Origin of the sequence: Carboxylicivirga agarovorans, from assembly GCF_050589845.1 — a bacterium.
GTDB lineage: Bacteria > Bacteroidota > Bacteroidia > Bacteroidales > Marinilabiliaceae > Carboxylicivirga > Carboxylicivirga agarovorans.
Genome location: NZ_JBNGPA010000057.1, coordinates 1 through 17,636, shown reverse-complemented (window position 1 = coordinate 17,636; position 17,636 = coordinate 1). Strand labels below are relative to the sequence as shown.

Here is a 17,636-nt window from a genome sequence, read left to right as displayed (position 1 = left end):
GAAAACTCTTTGAGTTTACAACAGTTCCAACAGCTCATCATTATCATCATGATTTAGCTGTTTGTAGAACTAAAAGTATCTCTTAATTTTAAGCTTCAATTTGTCCAATAAGTTTTGACGTCAAACATGTGTCTTGTGCAATCTTTCTCTTAGAATGGTCAAATATTCCAGCTCCATTATCTCCCTTAGTATCAAAAGAAACAGAATCTCTCAAAAAACGAGCAACTATAATATTGTCAGCGTTTCTTTGAAAAAAAAATGTTTCTTTGAGACCACCCCATTCTCCAAATTCACTTCCTTCAAACTCTATAATCAACGTGTCTCTTTTGTTTACACTTTCAAGTGGGCTTAACTTCTCTCTTTCTAGCTCTAAATCAATTATGTCTGTCAGAATATTACTATCATCTGTCGTTTTTTCTTTGTGAAAAGAACAGCTCGCAAGAATTAATGTCGCTAAAATAATTGTATAGAAAGATCTCTTCATGTATTACGTTTTTTGCTTGTGCTTAAGATCGCGAGGCAGCTGAATTACCCTAAACCTCCAGAGCAAAGCCTTCTTTTAAATTACTCGTTAGACCACGTTGTTAGTATATTGACAGTAAACTCTATGGCCTATATAGTATTGGTCAAAACAATTGCCTCCATTAATTATTTAATTAGTTCTTTAAGTTCAAGATTAGAATCCTTTGCATACTCCCATTTTCCCTTTAGAATTGAATTGTATATATCTGCTATATATAATGGTTGTTCATCATATTCGAGAATACCAAAAATACGTTTTTGAAATATTCTAAGCCCCATTTCTTTCTTAAAGGGGTAAATTATTGCTCCTATTATAAACTTAGGAATTGTTAAAACTAGCTCTAATAGAAAAGGTAAAATTAAATCCCCCTCAGGTGCCATATGTCTTTTAAATTCAAAAGTTGAATGTTCTTCTATCGGATATCTTTCAAGAATAGGCCACATCAGTTCATCCCAATCATCTCCATAAATTTCTAAATCAATATTAATTGTTGTATACAAATGAAGCTTTTCCTTTGATTCCCCAGTTTTGGTAGAAATAATATCAAGTAAATATTTAAATATTTCTTTACTAGTTGTCATTATTTTTTATTCTGGTAAGACTTCTTCAAACTTTATAATTGTCACAGGCTACTTTAATTGTTCGTCGTAATCACAAATTTTGGCGAGTAGAGACTTTTTATATCCTTGCATGTTCCTCAGCAAGTCAACTTATGTAATTATTAGTTTAAGCTTGCAGTCATCCCCTTACCTGTTATTTCTTCTGCTGAAATAATTAAGAATACTAAGATCTTAATCCTTCCGGGGTTGCAGTGGGGTTTATGCTTGTGTAGAAACCCCGTTTGTCGCTACACTTTGCCCTGGGCTATAATTATGGCAGATTGACAGCCAGCTATGAGCAGCTTAGCTATCAATTCGACAGTTCCCGGTCTGTGACTGTACTTCCCTCCTGAAAAGGGTAATCCACGATGATGTTCTGGAGGTAGGCAGCCTGGTATTGTTTTGTTGAGTCTCATAATCGTTGTGTTTTTAGGTTTTCCATTTTAAGCTCTTCACAAACATACAAACACTGAATGCCCCAGTCAATTACAATGCATGCATTGTAATTTGAAAAACATCATGATCATCTCATTATGTGAGCATTATGGAATTTCCAGTGCGTTTTATCACCATATCATTAACTATTAAACGTTAGAGAATTAACGTAATTTGAGCCAAAAACACTCAAAATAGTGCATCTTCAGTTCATTTTTTGGTCTATCGTGTCAATTTCGAGGCATTTTCGGGCCTGCTTCTACTCGTTTTCGCTAGTTCTTCGGTAATCCTTCGGCTACGCGTGTAAGCGAAGATTTACCGAAGGATTACCGAACAAGCATCGAGCAATTACGGAAGCGGGGTCGGTGCCGTACCGAAGGTGTTTGCATGCAAGTGGCAAGACATACCAAAGAAATGAGCAGCTGATACCGAACACTTGCGCTAAATGCCCAGCTAAAGTTCGTTTATTTTTATTTGCTTATTGAAACTGTATAGCATTTCGCCCTCTAAATCATATGTTGGTTGAACCATTTTGAATGCTTGTTCATCTATTTCAAAATCAATTAGTGCTAGCTGTAAAGTCATATTGAAATCAAAATAGAGAACGATTTCAATGGGCGCGTAAATTTTATCTCCATAGGGTTCAAAATTCTCATCTATATTTTGATAGAATTCCCATTTTATACTCACATCCTTAATTGTTGCACCTTGTAGTTCAGATATACCTTTGATATTTTTTGAATCAACCTGATAATGCTTAGTCCCTTCAAGTTTATCTGTTATCTCCTTATCAAAAGAGAGTTCCATCATTTCTTTCTCATAATCATAGCCCCAGCAAACTATGGCATCATCTATACAGAACTGAATCCCACCATCAAATACCCAGTGAGAATCTTCATAAAAGGCATAGTAATCGTCATTAATATTAAATAGTCTAATAGTTGATATCGTCTTGCCTAATAGTTTTTGTTTGATAAGTATATCAATTTCGGTCATCGTTCAGAAAGTCTATTTCACTTATTGAAGCGGATTTATCATTAGCGGCTATTTCAGTTGTTTCCAAGCGAACATACCTGGTTTGTACGGGTACTGAAAACATATGTCGCCTCGTGCCCGGATCATTAACCAGGTTACCAAATGTAAACTCGTCCAGAAACGTCCAGGTTTGACCATCCATACTGGTTGAAATCTTTCCTTTCTGTATCATGCCTTTTGAATGTGCCAGTTGTGGCGTATATGTAAATCCCTTTATCTCGCAGGCTTTCCCTAAATCAATAGCGATATAATGTCCTGAACTATTCTCCTCAGAGTGCCAATAGGTATTCTTATCCCCATCAAAGGCCATTGCTCCACCATGATTTTTGCGCTCACTATCAACACCTGCCAGTTTCCAATTGCTTTTGACAACACCAAATAACCGTGAAGCCACAGAGCCCGTTTGGTCCTTTATATAAGCACGGGCATTTATCTCGCCACTTTCCAGCAAAAATGGTTCTGTATAAACAGCCGAGCTTCGTGATGGCTCGCTTCCGTCTTTGGTGAACCTGATCTCAAAATCACCATATAAATTCTCAGCAATATTTTCTCCGTGTGGCTTCCATCTGAATTGGTGCTCTTTAAGCTGTATGGATACCAGACCGTTAACATCTCTGCTTATCTCAAGTTGTGGTGGCCGTGTTTGGTAATAATGAGCCGACACATTGGAAACAGCAGGTTGAAAACGCGATTTTAATACCCTGAACCTGAACTTACTGCCTGTAATTTCCCTGAAACGTAAAATGCGCTTGTAACCCACATTTCTTCCGGTAGCTACCTCTTTCCATTCCTTATTAACCCATACATCCAACGCGCACTCTTCAATGCGTTCACTATGTGTTGTAATAGCTTCCTGAATAAGGAATCGATTAATGGTTATCTCTTCGGGGGTAGTGATAACAAATGATTTATCTTCTTCACTCAGTACAATATAGCTGTCATCATCATGATCCAGAATATTGGCAGGCCCTTTGGCATGGAGGAACAAATTTTCAGCATAGGTTTCTTTAATACGTTTACCCGTTTCCTTTAATACTTCCACATCTTTGGGCGAAAACCTACCTTCCCTGTTGGGTGGTATGTTTAGCAGGAAAATAGAGTTACCTCCCACCGATCGCTCATATATATCAAACACATCATCTGCATTTCTGACCTTTTGATCTGTATCATCACGATAAAACCATCCTTCCCTGATCGAGGTATTCGTCTCGGCGGGTTGATAATGCAGGTATTTTGCTGCATAGAGCTGCTCTCTTTCGGCTATTGATTCACCGGTAATATCGGCAAAATGATTCATTTGATTGGGATCATCCTGGTATGGGATAATATTCCATTCTGCATCACGTGTGCCTCCTGATTCATTTCCACACCAACGCAGGTCCTGCCGACCAAAAATAACAGCCTTGGGAGCCAATGTTTGGATGAGTTCTTTCCAGGCTGCATAGTTATACGTTTGTCCACCTTTTCGTTTGGGGTGAGCACCATCAAACCATACTTCATCAATCGGTCCGTATTCGGTTAATAATTCAAACAGTTGATTTAGCATGTATTCGTTATAGTCATCGACCCTGAAGGTGAAAGTTGTTTTATTCTCAAAGGGTCGGCCTTCGACCTCACGTGGAATAACCCGGTGTGTATATTCACTTAGGTTACCATACAGGCCATCGGGACTTTCAATTTGAAAAAGATCGGCTGGCGAAAGGTAAACGCCGAGTTTTAAACCATACTTCTGGCATGATGCAGCCAGATCTTTCATAACGTCACCTTCTCCATTCATAAATGGCGATGACATGATACCATGCTGGGTATATCTCGACTGCCACAAACAAAAGCCATCGTGATGCTTAGCGGTAAATATCACCATCTTCATGCCCGCCGCTTTCATGGCTTCACACCACTGATCGGTATCAAGATTTTGTAAATTAAAAACAGAAGGGTCTTCTTTCCCATTCCCCCACTCCATTCGCGTAAAGGTATTGGGGCCAAAATGAATAAAAGCGATAAACTCATTTTTCAATGCCGCATACTGGTTAGCTGTCGGCACCACATGAGCTGCTTTAAGAATAATGGAATCCTTACTATCGAATGGTGATATCTCTTTGGTACCGGATGCTGGCATGCTTGTTCCATCCGGATTAGAACAAGACACGAACAACAAACAAAACATCATGAGGAGGATCATTTTCATATGCGGAAATTTTAATTTCTGTTAACTGATGGCTTGTAGCAACTAAACTAGTGGTAGTATTTCATATTGATAGTATACATATGTTCTAATTTACCACTATTGGGCAGTCTTAAGCTTACCTTCTGTAAAATGCTTTAAAGTTCAATTTTAGCAAATTACTCCGCATTAGGTTTATTTGTTGTCAGGCTGTGTAATTATTCAAATCTCAATGGAATCTTAAAGGTCACCGGAACAGGTTTTCCTCTTTGTTGTCCAGGAATCCAATCAGGCATATCATGAGCAATGTCAAGTGCAACTTCATCGCAACCATAACCTAAACTTTTTATTATCTCAGGATTCTTAACCTGTCCATCAATATCAATTGTGAATGAAACAATCACTGTTCCCTTAATATTATTTTCCTGAGCTTCCTTTGGATAAACAATTTTAGATTGTATATAGCTTATCAAATTCTCCTTTCCCCCGGGAAAACCTGCTTGGTCTTCCACGATTATAAATCCACCTTCTGTTTGAGAATGCAGATTCCATTTTGGAGTAAAAATTTCATGCAATTTTGGATAATCCCGTTTGCGATAAAAATCAGAAATCAACAGCTTTTCTGTATTTTCCAGATATTCAGTATTTACTAAAAAATATTTGATATTTGATATAACTGTTTGAAATTCCTGACCATTTACTTGTTTTCCCATACCGGAAATAAAAACACCTTTCTTGAATTTTTCAATAATTGTAAAATCAGGAGTTACTATTTCCCAATCTCCATTTGGTCTAAAATTTTTCACCTGTCCATAGATAGAAAAATCAGTCGTATTATAAGAAATCGTTCCATTTCCTTCATTCAACAAGTTATTATTTAATGAATCATTGAATTCATAGAATGCCAATTCGTTATTAGCCTCGCTAAACTTTAATTTAGTTCGTTCTCCGTTTTCGTAAATTGTAATTGTGTCAATTTGTGAATTGTCGTTATAACGAATCGAATAGTTCTTTTTTCCATTTATGTCATATATCGAGAATATTCCCTTCTTTTTTCCATTCACATAAGAACCCGTTGCGTAAATATTTGATGATACAGCATAATAGTCATTAAATTCTCCTTCTGGCTTTTTAGATTCTAAATTATAATTACATTCTCGATAAAATGACTCAAATCCTTTAATTGTGATTTTCCCAGCCTGGTTAAGCAGTAAAGTATCCTGTGCCTGGCTATTAATTCCGAATAGGAGGATTAAAGTGAATAAATAATAGATTCTTTTCATTTCTATATTTCAGTTTATAATGTAGTAACGTTATTTATGCAACGGTTGGCTAGATTAAGCGTTAGGTATTTTAAGGAATCAAACTCCCTAAAAATTCTCCGAGCCAAACCTTGTATTTGTTTTTATCTTTTCAATTTTACGCTCAATCGTAAGTTCATGAGCACCCTTATTAAATCGTCACTTGCGAACCAATTGAAAATCTCGAACACCTATTAAAAATAAATAAAATGCTGAATATTAGAGAATTTGGCAGCGTTTACAGAAGCTTAAAACCTACCAAAACTCACTACTTGCCTTATATACTCTACAGCGGTTTTTTTGGCCATAGAACTTGCTGTTATTCAATATTTCTAAGCTTCTCGATTAGTTTTAAAGACTTCTCCTTTACAAATTCTGGTCTTCTTATCGGATCGTAGAAAGCTGGATTTTTCATCATTAAAACCATAGAGGCCATTTCTATTGAATCTAAGTCTGTTAATGTGTCTTTATAAAAAAATATTGCAGCATCTTCAATTCCTTTCTTGTTATACACCAAATCACAATTTCGCGCAAGCCAATTCAAACATTCATATTGATTTGTTGATTTTTCTATTTCCCAGGTCAATGAGTAGGGATAAAATAAAAAATCACGTCTTTGCTTTTCACTATTGATGGTTGTTTTGATTGAATGTCCAATAAGTCTGGCAACATTATGACTGGGGGGGGACGAATATTCGTCTATAAATAAACTGTTTATCAAATGTCTTCGATGATTGTATTTAAAGCAATTTGGATATTCTGTATTGTATAAGGCATAAAACAATTCAGGTAGAGGTTCTGCATTTTTTATTTCCTTGGTTAGCTTAATTAAAATTGATTCCGAAGTAAATGATTTCCAACTATTCTTTATATGAAAATAACCATATAGTCCTAATAGTATTAGAATTAAAGATAAACCTACCGATAGTTTAAGAACAGTCTTCATTCGAATATTGCGTTTGTATTATGGTCAAAATATGGTTCTATGGCGAAGCCAATCTGCTCGACCCAAAGTGTGTTGCAGCCTGCAATGAATTATATGTGTTTATTTAGCCTTAGTATTTTCTTTAGTTTTCGATTCTTTAAATTTGTTTGAATTATTATTATTCCTCCCCATGCTTTTGGATCCAGAGTCTGAAAAGCTATTGAATCTGATAGAGAATGAATCGAAACTATATCTTCTATTCGAATATGCTTTAACACTCTTTTACTTGTCAAATGACCATCAATCATTATTAATGGTTGAGGTTTAATAACATTCGTCAAGTTAGTGTCCAGTTCATAGGTTAAACTGCTTGTAGTAATTGAATCAACAATTTGTATTAACCTATTGGATTGACCATTGATATTAGATGATAGAATTAACAATAAACCAGTTATTCCTAATAATATAGAAACTCTTCTCATTTGAACTAAATTAACGCTGTTGGTTGGCTAGATGAAGCTTTAGGCGATCTAAGGAACCAAACTCCCAAAAATTCTCCGAGCCAAACCTTGTATTAGTTTTTATCTTTTCAATTTTACGCTCAATCGTAAGTTCATGAGCACCCTTATTAAATCGTCACTTGCGAACCAATTGAAAATCTCGAACACCTTTTAAAAATAAACAAAGGGTTGAAAATTCAAGGATTTGGTGTTGTCAACCACCAACTAACGTCCAATATATTAGCGTGTTGGCTACCGTTATTGTTATTTAGTCCTTATATCGAAATTTAGTTCTTCGCTTTATCCAGTCGTCAATACTAACTTCTTCTCCTTCTTTTATATGAATAAAAACGCTTTCCCTGTCCACAAGATAATTTGAATAAATTTCAATGTTCTCATTTGCAATCTCTGCACACTTTGGGTTTACATTCTTAGCCTTTTCAAACATGTCAATTGCCAAACAATAAATTATCCCCTTTTCAACATTGTTCTTGTTAGAGCTGTCGTTTGCATATTTTGCATAAATGGTTCCAAGTAGAATATACCCGAAACAATAATCTTCATCAATTTTTAATATCTGTTCAGCTATGTTGCGACTTTTTTCGTACTCCGCATTTTCAATACTTAGCCAGGATTCATTCACAAGTGACGTTATTCTCAATGCATCTTTATTTTGTCCGATTGCCACAACACTTAACAACATTAGAACCATTGAAGCCAAGTATTCCTTTGTCTTAATTTGTATTCTCATGTGTAAAATTTCAATATCAAACATTTAACACTTGACCGAATTTAATTGTTAGCCAAGGGGTAGCCGCATGGCGCTATAACAGGTTTGTATTAAGATTATTTGTCATAGAAGACGAGAGAGAATCGGCGAAGCCAATCTGCTCGAGTAAAGCTCTGCTTCCCAGCAATGGGTAATGTGCGGCGTGTTAGCCCTTGTTATTTTATTCTACGCTTTCCAAATATGATTTGACAAATGTCCAGGTATTATCTTGCCTAAATAAATCAACAATGTATTCGTCTCCATATTTATAGATAAAAACTTGAGCAGAATCTCTACTTTTATTAAACTCGATGAATTGGACTTTTGGATGAGTAACCAAATGCCAAAATCGATATGGAATGTGGTCTTCAAACCTATACCCACCGTAATTCACTATTAATCTATACTTTAAGAATTTTATTCTTTCATTTTCTAACTGATAGAATAATTCTTCATCGTATGCATAACCTTCTTTGTTTTTTATAAATTTTCGGATAGCTAGCTCATATTCAGGTGTAAGATACAATAGCTTTGACGAATGAATGTCACTAATATTCGGTTTTAAATCAAATATAGTTGGCCAATTGTCATCTTCAATATTTTCATAGTTCCAGCCTTTGACAAAAAAAGGAACACTACTTTGAACTACAATATAGTTTTGTATAAAATCATCACTCCCCCAAGATGGTTCAAGCTTTGAAATATTAGTTCTCTTATAAATGGTTTTAAAAACTTCATAAACATCATGCTCAATCGGGTCACTTATCTTCTTTTTAAAGTCATATCTGTTAACCCAATCTAAAAGAAAAGAGTCAAGTGATTCGATTTTCTTTTCTTTAAATGCATTTTCCAGATTCTCTTCCAGGCGCTTTACCAAAGTTGAATCAATCTGAGCTTGTTTTAACATGTAATCCTGTTCAGATTTGCATGAAAAAAGAAACACCAGTACAATAAGGATTATAATAACCTTCATGTTTTAACGTTCGCTAAAGTTTTATAATAAGGGCTGACAGTGAGTATAACAATAGTAGACGATTGCGCGACATTTGCCTGTCAAAATGCAAGAAAGTTGAAGCTAGATATAACTCCTGGGATTACTACTGTTCCATCTATTCTTTTTAAACACTGTTAGCAGTTTATTGCTTTTTAGTTATGTATAGTTTCATGAACGTATGTTTCTCCACTCTCTATTTCGATAGGGACTACCTTATCTCCATATATCAAACTGAAGTTGGAATCGTACTTGGATTTAATTGTTACTTTATCCAGGTGATTATCACTCCAAAAAATATCCACTGTTAAACCACCTCTGGCTTTCAGGCCTTTTATATGACCTGTTTTCCAAAGTTTGGGCAATGCCGGTAAAACACGAATTATATTTTCTTCATGGGATTGCAAAAGCATTTCTGCAATTCCTGCTGTATAGCCAAAATTCCCATCTATCTGAAACGGAGGATGCATATCAAAGAGGTTGTTACTAATTGATTTTTTAAACAACAATTGAATATGTTTATGTGCCATTTCTCCATCCATAAGCCTGGCGCTGCAGTTGATTAACCATGCTCTACTCCACCCTGTTCCTGCACCTCCGTTTGCCAACCTGTAATCCAAAGTCTTTTTAACAGCGTTGAACATCTCCGGATTATTGGCTTTTGTCACCATATTGCCAGGGTGAAAGCCATATAGGTGCGACATGTGCCTGTGGCCTGGTTCTGGTTCATCATAGCTTCTATCCCATTCCAGAATTCTGCCATCAGCCCCCAAAACAAAACCCGGCCGTAATTGAGCTAATTGCTTCTTCACTTTATTCGTGAAATCGTTATCTATTCGTAAAATTTCACTTGCTTTAAGGTAATTATCAAACACCTCATAAATAATTTGTTGATCCATGGCACTTCCTAAACAAGTAGCTACCTGATCACCTTTTTCATTATAGTAGCGGTTTTCAGGTGAGGTGGAAGGTGCCGATATCAAAGTTCCATCTCTTGGATCTTCAATAATCCAGTCGCTATAAAATCTGGCTACCTCTTGTATAGCGGGAAAAGCTCTTTCTTTTAAAAACTGTTCGTCCCTGGTGAATTCATAATGTTGCCAATAATGTTGCATTAACCAACCACCTGCTCCCACCGAGCACCCCCAATATGCCGTAGGTGCTCTTAACCATGTAGGTGCCCATAAATCGGTAGCGTGTGGAATAAATGTTCCACTGCACCCAAAATTTTTCCTTGCGGTAACTTTACCATTTTCAACCAGCCTGTCTATATAGTCAAATAATGGTTGGTTTAGTTCACCAAGATTGGTCACATCCGCAAGCCAGTAATTCATTTGTAAATTAATATTCAGGTGATAATCCGCATTCCATGGTGCTTCGATATGTTCATTCCATAATCCTTGCAGGTTAGCTGGATTGGTTGCTTCTCTGGAAGATGAAATAAGTAAATAACGCCCATATTGAAACAACAATTTTTCTAATCCTGTATCAACTCCACCAGCCTTAATATTTTCAATTCTTTGGTCTACTGCAATGGAATCGAGGCTGTCACCAGTCAGTTCAAAGTCTACTCTTGAATAAAGGTGTTGATAATCTTTTATGTGTTCATTTTTCAACTCTTCATAACTCTTTGAGCTAACCACCTGCATGTCAGCTTTATTTTGTTTGCTGTATTCATCAAAATAAAAAGATGAATTAGAAACAATAAACAGAATCGCTTTTTTTACATTCTTCAACTCAAGAAAGTTTTCACCACGATAAACCATACCTCCCTCGTGATTTATTTTTAAGTTGGTTTCGAACTTAACTCCTTCTTTAATTGAGAAGTCTTTGGAATCAAATTTCCCACCGTGCTGAGTTACTTCCCCTTGCATAACGAGTGTATTGTCATCGCTAGTAAATACCGTCGCAGTTTTAAATCCATTATCATCAGGCCGGTCAAGCCTGATTTTGGCATTAAGTCCTTCCTGCGCGGCTGACTCCAGTTTAATAACGATGGCTTTATGTGGGTTCGAAACGAATATTTCCTCGGTTATATGGTTATTATTTGATTTGTATGAAACTTTTGAAATTGCCTTACTTATGTTAAGTTCCCTTCGATAGTCGGTGATATTTAATTGATGTCCGAAATCTATGAACAAATCGCCTAATGTTTGATGTGACCGAACAATGCCTTTACGTGAAAACTTATTTACAAAAAGGCTATCCGCAGCTTCCATGTTTCCTTCAAATAATAAAGCTCTTATTTTTTCAAGATCCGCCTTATTTCCTTCCGGTTCATTCCATTTTTTATTATCGGCCGGCCACATGGAATCATCATTTAATTGAATGCGTTCACCAGATGTATTGCCAAAGACCATCACCCCTAATTTTCCATTACCCAGCGGCAAGGCTTCATTCCAGTTTTCAGCAGGCTTGCTATACCAAAGTATATCCTCTTTGATTTCTTTTTTAGGCATACAAGCACAAAATATAAATACTAATGCGACAATTGCTGAAATAAAAAAAAGTGTTCTCTTACTATTCATGAATTCTTGTGATTTAAATGCTTTTAGACAATAAATGTTAACGACCTGCCGCATGACGACCAGACAATCTGCTGGAGTCTGCTAAACCAATATGCGCTACTGTATTATGCTTTACTGGGGTATGTTAGGCTGCGTTATTTTTTCAAAAAATATGATGTGTTCAATCCTACTCCTATGCTTAATTCGTTATAAGACTCTAATTTGTAAAACTTAACAAAAGCAGCAATCTTTTTATAGTCAAACCTTATCCTACTTTGATATTCAATCATATCATTATAAACCGAGATCTTTCCAAATACATTTGAATAAATAGGTTTTCCTATATCTGCCACTACACCAATTACTGGTCCTGATGTAATTTTCTTATTATTTACTTCACTGCTCTGAAAAGTCAATTCACTATATCCAGTTATAAGCCCAACGTTGTATACATTTTTAAAACTTAATGCACTGAAAATAAAGTTAGCTTCCAGGGAATAAGCATTAAAGTTTAAATCATTATCAAATGCAACCTTTCTATAATAACATTTTAAGTCCATCTGAAAATCACATTCAAATATGACATGGTCAAATTCGATCTCAGAATCTAGAAATTCATTTTCTTTTAAATTAGTCTGATAGCTTATTGCAGTCTTTAAAGTTGTGGATTTAAAAAAAGCTGGAAATGAAAATTCAAACTGCCCTCCAATGGGAGTATTAATAATACCACTACTAGTTAAAAGACCTATATATTGATGGTCAAAAGTATCCATAAGGCAGTCTGATTTCATTAAAACCTTTATCTCTGTTTGGCCTTTCAGGTCGACTTCTTTTTCAACCATACCAATAAATATAAAAACAAGAGTTGCATTAGGATCTGATAATTCCAATGTGAAACCCCCTTTAAGATCTGTTACTGTTTCATTTTGCGTCCCTTTTTCAACAACCTTTACTCCAGGCAATGCCAACTTATCTTCTTTGCAAAGAACTGTTCCTATGATTTTTACCTGACCTAAAACAGTTAAAGAACTTACTAAAAAAACACATGTTATTATCTGTCTTAAATTCATTGGCATTTAGTATTAGGGATATGCAACTCAATGGCTACCGCATGAAACACATGGAGTTTTATCCTTACAAACTTTCCAAATTGTGTAGCGCCAAATCTTTTATTTGTTTTTATCTTTTCGTTTCTAAAACTCAAACGTAAGTTCAGAGCACCATTAAATATCAACACTTGCGAACTAATTGAAAATCATGAACAGCTATGAAAAGCAAACACATTGTTCGTAAATCGGCGATTTGGCGTTGGTTGCCGAATCTACTAACTTTCCAAAATACTCGATGCCAGAAATGCGCTATTGCAGCGTGTTGCTTAGGTATTTTATTAGGCTTCAATGTAAGACAAAACTAATCGGTACTGAATATTTGACTTTTACTTTTTTGTCGTTCAGTATTCCCGGAGTCCATTTTTTATGACTTACATCTTGAATAACTCTTAAAGCTTCATTATCTAAAATTGAATGTACCTTCTTTTCGACAATTAAGCCCTCAAGACTTCCTTCTTCTGTAATGACAAACCCAATAATAACTTTACCTTGAATTCTTTCTTTATAAACACATTCAAGTAAATTTATATTAGTTGCTATATGCCTCCTTAGCTGCTCTTCTCCTCCTGGATACTCTGGCATTATGTCTACAGAATAAAATATATTATTAAAATACTTATCCCCATTTTCTAGCCAATTCTCATTACTCAATAATTGATTGTTTTCATATACTTCTGTAGATTTTAATTGACCTGAAGAATAATATTTTCTTACTTCTCCCTCTAAGTGTAATGGAAATACAGCACGAGATCTTCCTTCTTGTATGATATTACCTTCGTTGTCTAAATCCCAAAAAACAAATAGTGAATCTTGCTTTAAAAATCGTCTTGATATTAGATTTTTTCTTTGAGATTTAATTGATATTGTACTATCATTAACTGATTTTACAGTCCATTGCTCAACCTCATATTCCGAATTAGATTTAATGACAACTTTCTGGCAAAGAGTTTTTCCATTCTTAGAGCGTTTTATATTCAAATAATAATTTGCTGCTGCCTTATTTTCAACTACTTTATTATTTGCGCCATAATACTTAATCTCTTTTTTCTGACTGAATCCTAAATTACACATAAGAATATATGCAAGGATTATGAATAAATGTTTCATAGTTCAAGCTTTATGATGGCTTGTTGTAAGTAGTTTATTTGCTAAAAGATTCATACTTCACAATCGCTTCTTCTTGTTTGGAGGTCGGTGAAGTTACATAGACAATATATTTTTTATAAGATTTAACACCTTCTAATTTTATAATACTTGACGATAATACTATAAAATTATTTAATGTCGGTTCTTCCATTCCCAAGTTCAGTAGATTTAAAATATTAGGCAAAGTTAGCTTGATATTAGTTTGAGATTGACCATAAAACGACCACGCAATCTTATAATTTGCATTGTTATTAAGAGACAAATCTATTCGGTAATAGTCATATGTACTCGATGAGGAAACTTCATAGTTTTGAATTGTATTATTTATTACCTGAAAATCCAAATCAGGTTTTGAATAACCTTCTTCAATGTTACCCAATATTTCTAATGTTGGGGACAGTTATTTCTTCGTTAGTTCGTAATATCTATTTAATACCAGTATGTATTCACCTGTTTCATCATCATGAACCATATATTCGTACGATTCTTTAAATTCATGTTTGTTTCTAATCCAAAGGGTATCTCTACTTATTAACTTTTGATTTTCATACTCTTCTTCAATCCAACACTTCTCATTCTTTAATAATTTTTTTACAATAGTACTATTAGGGAATTGTTCTTTATACATTTGATATCTATAATTGTACGATTCCTTTTTTGTCAATTTGGTCTCTAAAATTATACACTCTTTCGCATTTTCAAACTCCTTAAATGGAAGTTCTATTTCCATAGAATCTCTGTCAAAGCAAAATGCTATTTGACGCACATAATTAATCGTATCATATTTAACCTTCATGAATAAAGGCAATTCAATGACTAATCTATCTACCTGAGAGAAAAGTGAGGTATAAATACATAACATAGATATAGTCGAAATTAGAACTTTTTTTGCCTTCATGTATTAATGTGCATTGGAGCTTTTAACATCATTTTTTTACATTTGGGGGAATTGGCCTCAACGGCAGTCTGTCTAAAAACTATTTTTAACCTTCTTAGGATTCAATATTTGAAATCTTTTTAAGGATACCTAACCGAGTATTAAAATTAGAAATTCAGCTTTTTAGACAGTCTGACGGACGGTCTGCATGAAGTGTGCAGATCTGCGTGTGTTATATTCGCTTTCTTGTTTTCACCTCAGTTTGCTCGGGAGTCTCACCTTCCAAATCAAGCTTCACCCAGGCATACTTTATAGCAGCTTGTTATGGGCTTTTATTCTTTAATTATCTTGTATGTTTCATTAATATTACTATTCCCATATTCAGCATAAAGATAGTAGAGCCCCCTCGGTAAAGTTGATAAGTCAACACAATTTAAATCTTTGGTCTGTTGGACTAATTGTCCCAAAGAATTATATATCCTAATTTCTCGAATAACCTCACTTGTTCTTATATATATCATTCCTTTAGTAGGATTTGGATATATTTTTTTTGCTTGATAATTTCTATTGTCAATACTAGTAGAGGAACATTCTGATAAAGATTCTAGAAACAGTGAACTCTCATCAATATTTAGCCAATTTGTGGTGCTATATTGAACATCATCAACTATTACACAAGTTAAATTAGGATTGTTATTAGCTTTAAAATGATCATTGGGAATGTTGAAATTATTTCCGTTTTTAATATTCAATGTTGAAATTTTAGAATTATCAATCCAACACGCAATTAATGATTGGTTATTACTTAAATCTAAAGAGCCTGTAAAATTATTGCCTCCTCCAATACCAAAATATACCAAATTAGTCCAACTTGAGAAGAAGTCTGTAATGTCTCCAGAAAGTTGATTGTCATCCAACCAAAAGTTAGTCATTAAAGTTAGGTTAGACAGAGAAGCAGGGATTTGCCCTGTAAATTCATTTGTGTCAAGAAATAGTTCTGTCAGATTTATTAAATTACCTATTTCCTCAGGAATTGAACCTGTTAAATTATTAATCCATAAGTTTAATGATTCTAGCATTATAAGATTTCCTATTTCTGAAGGAAGTGTGCCTTTAAGAAAATTGCTAGGCAAATCTATTTTTGTTACATGGTTATTAACTACAGTTATACCAAACCATTCAGATACAGGAGTTGATGTATTCCAATTAGTATTACTCTCCCAATTGTCTCCATCAGTTGAATTATATAATGCTATTAAAGCCTCTCTTTCTAAATCTGGCACTTGTGAATGTAGTATATTAACAAGACAGAGTGATAAAAATAATAACAATAGTCTTTTAATCATGATTTTCAATTATAGTTTTATTTTTCTATATGGTTTGTTAACCTTTTTAATTGCCCATAACGGTTGGCTAGATGAAGCGTATGGCGATTTAACGAACCAAACCTTCCAAAACCCCACTGAGCCAAATCTTTTATTTGTTCTTATCTTTTCATTTTAAAGCCAAATCAAAGATTTGGCGCTGTTCAAATTCCCTGACAAAGCTCCATTATATTGTGAACGCCATATGCTTTATACTAGCGTGTTGCCAGTAGTTTTTTTATAATAGACTTATAACAGATACCATTACTAGAAGAAATATTGAAATCCAGCTAAATATTCGCTTCCTTCTTTTGTTATATGTTTTCTTTCTTAAATTCTCGATTATTGAAATCAACAAATTACCGATACTAAAGCCAGGCAGTGGCAATAAGTTTATAATTCCTATGACTAGCAAGTTTAATGATATTACGAATAAATAACCCTTTAAACTTTTAATCATTGAAATGCTTACAAAGCCACCTTGTTCTTGAGCTGATGATAGAAATGGATTAATTAATTTAATTGCCTGTTTCCAAAGCATTCTATAACTAAAAAGTACATCAGAGAATTTATAGTCTTCCGTAGATACAATAATTTTATTCTTACCATTAGAACCATACATTATTGGAATAATTGCTCTAGAGTCTGAACTGTTAATTATTGAAACTATATCAGATTCAGTTATTGTAATTTTACTTTTAATTCCATCTTCTTCTACAATAACTTCAATTTCACCACCAGTAAGAAGAATGGTTTTAAGAATGTCAGTAACTCTTCCAATCTCTTGACTATTTATGGATATTATTTTCATGCTATCACGAAATCCAATTTCTTCCATTACATTATTGAATTCTAGTCCATAAATTGCATTCTTGTTTTCAATAAATCTGTCTTTGCTGGATATTGTAGCACCAAATGTCAATAGAAATGCCAACAAAAAGCTCAAAACAAGTCCAGATAGTTTCATAATCGGAATTTTCCAACTGAAATTTTGTTCCAACTGGTTGTATTTCTGTTTAAGAATCAACTTTGGCATTAGGTTAAACAATGCATAAATAATTATTGCTATAAATATCATATGTTAGTTTCTTTAAAATTCTGATTAACGTAAAAATTAGTCACTGATTTTCAGTTGTTTATATTTTAGTCAATTTTATCATTTCCAGCATAGTTCCTATACGCGCTTTTACGTTAGCTTCAGATATTAAAGTATTGATTACCTTATTATTAAATCAATACTACAGGTTTGTAGGGGGAATTACTGGCAACGGCAGTCTGTCTAAAAACTATTAAGCTGCCACATTATTAGTTAAAATTAGGCTTAAGTTTTGAGAGTTTAAAAGACTATGCCGTTTGACGATCATTTTTTTCAATAACTTATTCAGGCTCTT

At 34.3% G+C, this 17,636-nt stretch carries 16 protein-coding genes; all 16 read right to left on the bottom strand.

From position 1 onward, the window contains the following. Positions 1 to 88: 88 nt before the first annotated feature. The 16 genes from ACRD69_RS24635 to ACRD69_RS24560 all read right to left on the bottom strand — a co-directional run bounded on the left by ACRD69_RS24635 (position 89) and on the right by ACRD69_RS24560 (position 17,323). The gene (locus tag ACRD69_RS24635) at positions 89 to 484 is read right to left on the bottom strand and encodes a hypothetical protein (RefSeq protein ID WP_430817798.1); all 396 of its coding nucleotides are present in this window, start codon (positions 482 to 484) and stop codon (positions 89 to 91) included. Positions 485 to 648: 164 nt separating this feature from the next. Then, positions 649 to 1,104, bottom strand: coding sequence for a hypothetical protein (locus tag ACRD69_RS24630; RefSeq protein WP_430817797.1), 456 nt, complete (start codon positions 1,102 to 1,104; stop codon positions 649 to 651). Between the two features lie 906 nt (positions 1,105 to 2,010). Then, complete coding sequence (locus tag ACRD69_RS24625; protein ID WP_430817796.1) at positions 2,011 to 2,553, bottom strand: hypothetical protein; 543 nt, start codon at positions 2,551 to 2,553, stop codon at positions 2,011 to 2,013. Continuing rightward, the gene (locus ACRD69_RS24620; RefSeq protein WP_430817795.1) at positions 2,540 to 4,780 is read right to left on the bottom strand and encodes an alpha-L-fucosidase; all 2,241 of its coding nucleotides are present in this window, start codon (positions 4,778 to 4,780) and stop codon (positions 2,540 to 2,542) included. The genes ACRD69_RS24625 and ACRD69_RS24620 overlap by 14 nt, the downstream gene beginning before the upstream one ends. 194 nt (positions 4,781 to 4,974) lie before the next feature. Next, complete coding sequence (locus ACRD69_RS24615; RefSeq protein WP_430817794.1) at positions 4,975 to 6,039, bottom strand: energy transducer TonB; 1,065 nt, start codon at positions 6,037 to 6,039, stop codon at positions 4,975 to 4,977. A gap of 337 nt (positions 6,040 to 6,376) precedes the next feature. After that, positions 6,377 to 7,003, bottom strand: a complete 627-nt coding sequence (locus ACRD69_RS24610; protein WP_430817793.1) for a transglycosylase domain-containing protein — start codon at positions 7,001 to 7,003, stop codon at positions 6,377 to 6,379. An 89-nt stretch (positions 7,004 to 7,092) separates the two neighbouring features. After that, complete coding sequence (locus ACRD69_RS24605; RefSeq protein WP_430817792.1) at positions 7,093 to 7,464, bottom strand: hypothetical protein; 372 nt, start codon at positions 7,462 to 7,464, stop codon at positions 7,093 to 7,095. Positions 7,465 to 7,750: 286 nt separating this feature from the next. Further along, positions 7,751 to 8,233 carry a hypothetical protein gene (locus ACRD69_RS24600; protein WP_430817791.1) on the bottom strand — a complete coding sequence of 161 codons (483 nt, stop codon included), beginning with the start codon at positions 8,231 to 8,233 and terminating at the stop codon, positions 7,751 to 7,753. 199 nt (positions 8,234 to 8,432) lie between these two features. Further along, positions 8,433 to 9,158 (bottom strand): hypothetical protein, encoded by a 726-nt coding sequence (locus ACRD69_RS24595; RefSeq protein WP_430817790.1) that lies wholly within the window; start codon positions 9,156 to 9,158, stop codon positions 8,433 to 8,435. Between the two features lie 239 nt (positions 9,159 to 9,397). Then, the gene (locus ACRD69_RS24590) at positions 9,398 to 11,701 is read right to left on the bottom strand and encodes a glycoside hydrolase family 95 protein (RefSeq protein ID WP_430817789.1); all 2,304 of its coding nucleotides are present in this window, start codon (positions 11,699 to 11,701) and stop codon (positions 9,398 to 9,400) included. A gap of 203 nt (positions 11,702 to 11,904) precedes the next feature. Next, complete coding sequence (locus tag ACRD69_RS24585; protein ID WP_430817788.1) at positions 11,905 to 12,819, bottom strand: carboxypeptidase-like regulatory domain-containing protein; 915 nt, start codon at positions 12,817 to 12,819, stop codon at positions 11,905 to 11,907. Between the two features lie 324 nt (positions 12,820 to 13,143). Continuing rightward, positions 13,144 to 13,965, bottom strand: coding sequence for an energy transducer TonB (locus ACRD69_RS24580; RefSeq protein ID WP_430817787.1), 822 nt, complete (start codon positions 13,963 to 13,965; stop codon positions 13,144 to 13,146). Positions 13,966 to 13,999: 34 nt separating this feature from the next. After that, positions 14,000 to 14,383 (bottom strand): hypothetical protein, encoded by a 384-nt coding sequence (locus ACRD69_RS24575; protein ID WP_430817786.1) that lies wholly within the window; start codon positions 14,381 to 14,383, stop codon positions 14,000 to 14,002. A gap of 21 nt (positions 14,384 to 14,404) precedes the next feature. Beyond that, positions 14,405 to 14,902, bottom strand: coding sequence for a hypothetical protein (locus ACRD69_RS24570; protein WP_430817785.1), 498 nt, complete (start codon positions 14,900 to 14,902; stop codon positions 14,405 to 14,407). Between the two features lie 311 nt (positions 14,903 to 15,213). Further along, on the bottom strand, positions 15,214 to 16,227 hold the full coding sequence (locus ACRD69_RS24565; RefSeq protein WP_430817784.1) for a T9SS type A sorting domain-containing protein: 1,014 nt from the start codon (positions 16,225 to 16,227) through the stop codon (positions 15,214 to 15,216). Positions 16,228 to 16,483: 256 nt separating this feature from the next. Beyond that, entirely contained in the window at positions 16,484 to 17,323 is an 840-nt protein-coding gene (locus ACRD69_RS24560) for a site-2 protease family protein (protein ID WP_430817783.1), read from the bottom strand. Between the last annotated feature and the right edge of the window lie 313 nt (positions 17,324 to 17,636).

Bases quoted from the DNA above. Each gene is read 5' to 3' on its own strand.
- ACRD69_RS24635 (WP_430817798.1), bottom strand. From the start codon at position 484: ATGAAGAGATCTTTCTATACAATTATTTTAGCGACATTAATTCTTGCG.
- ACRD69_RS24630 (WP_430817797.1), bottom strand. From the start codon at position 1,104: ATGACAACTAGTAAAGAAATATTTAAATATTTACTTGATATTATTTCT.
- ACRD69_RS24625 (WP_430817796.1), bottom strand. From the start codon at position 2,553: ATGACCGAAATTGATATACTTATCAAACAAAAACTATTAGGCAAGACG.
- ACRD69_RS24620 (WP_430817795.1), bottom strand. From the start codon at position 4,780: ATGAAAATGATCCTCCTCATGATGTTTTGTTTGTTGTTCGTGTCTTGT.
- ACRD69_RS24615 (WP_430817794.1), bottom strand. From the start codon at position 6,039: ATGAAAAGAATCTATTATTTATTCACTTTAATCCTCCTATTCGGAATT.
- ACRD69_RS24610 (WP_430817793.1), bottom strand. From the start codon at position 7,003: ATGAAGACTGTTCTTAAACTATCGGTAGGTTTATCTTTAATTCTAATA.
- ACRD69_RS24605 (WP_430817792.1), bottom strand. From the start codon at position 7,464: ATGAGAAGAGTTTCTATATTATTAGGAATAACTGGTTTATTGTTAATT.
- ACRD69_RS24600 (WP_430817791.1), bottom strand. From the start codon at position 8,233: ATGAGAATACAAATTAAGACAAAGGAATACTTGGCTTCAATGGTTCTA.
- ACRD69_RS24595 (WP_430817790.1), bottom strand. From the start codon at position 9,158: ATGTTAAAACAAGCTCAGATTGATTCAACTTTGGTAAAGCGCCTGGAA.
- ACRD69_RS24590 (WP_430817789.1), bottom strand. From the start codon at position 11,701: ATGCCTAAAAAAGAAATCAAAGAGGATATACTTTGGTATAGCAAGCCT.
- ACRD69_RS24585 (WP_430817788.1), bottom strand. From the start codon at position 12,819: ATGAATTTAAGACAGATAATAACATGTGTTTTTTTAGTAAGTTCTTTA.
- ACRD69_RS24580 (WP_430817787.1), bottom strand. From the start codon at position 13,965: ATGAAACATTTATTCATAATCCTTGCATATATTCTTATGTGTAATTTA.
- ACRD69_RS24570 (WP_430817785.1), bottom strand. From the start codon at position 14,902: ATGAAGGCAAAAAAAGTTCTAATTTCGACTATATCTATGTTATGTATT.
- ACRD69_RS24565 (WP_430817784.1), bottom strand. From the start codon at position 16,227: ATGATTAAAAGACTATTGTTATTATTTTTATCACTCTGTCTTGTTAAT.
- ACRD69_RS24560 (WP_430817783.1), bottom strand. From the start codon at position 17,323: ATGATATTTATAGCAATAATTATTTATGCATTGTTTAACCTAATGCCA.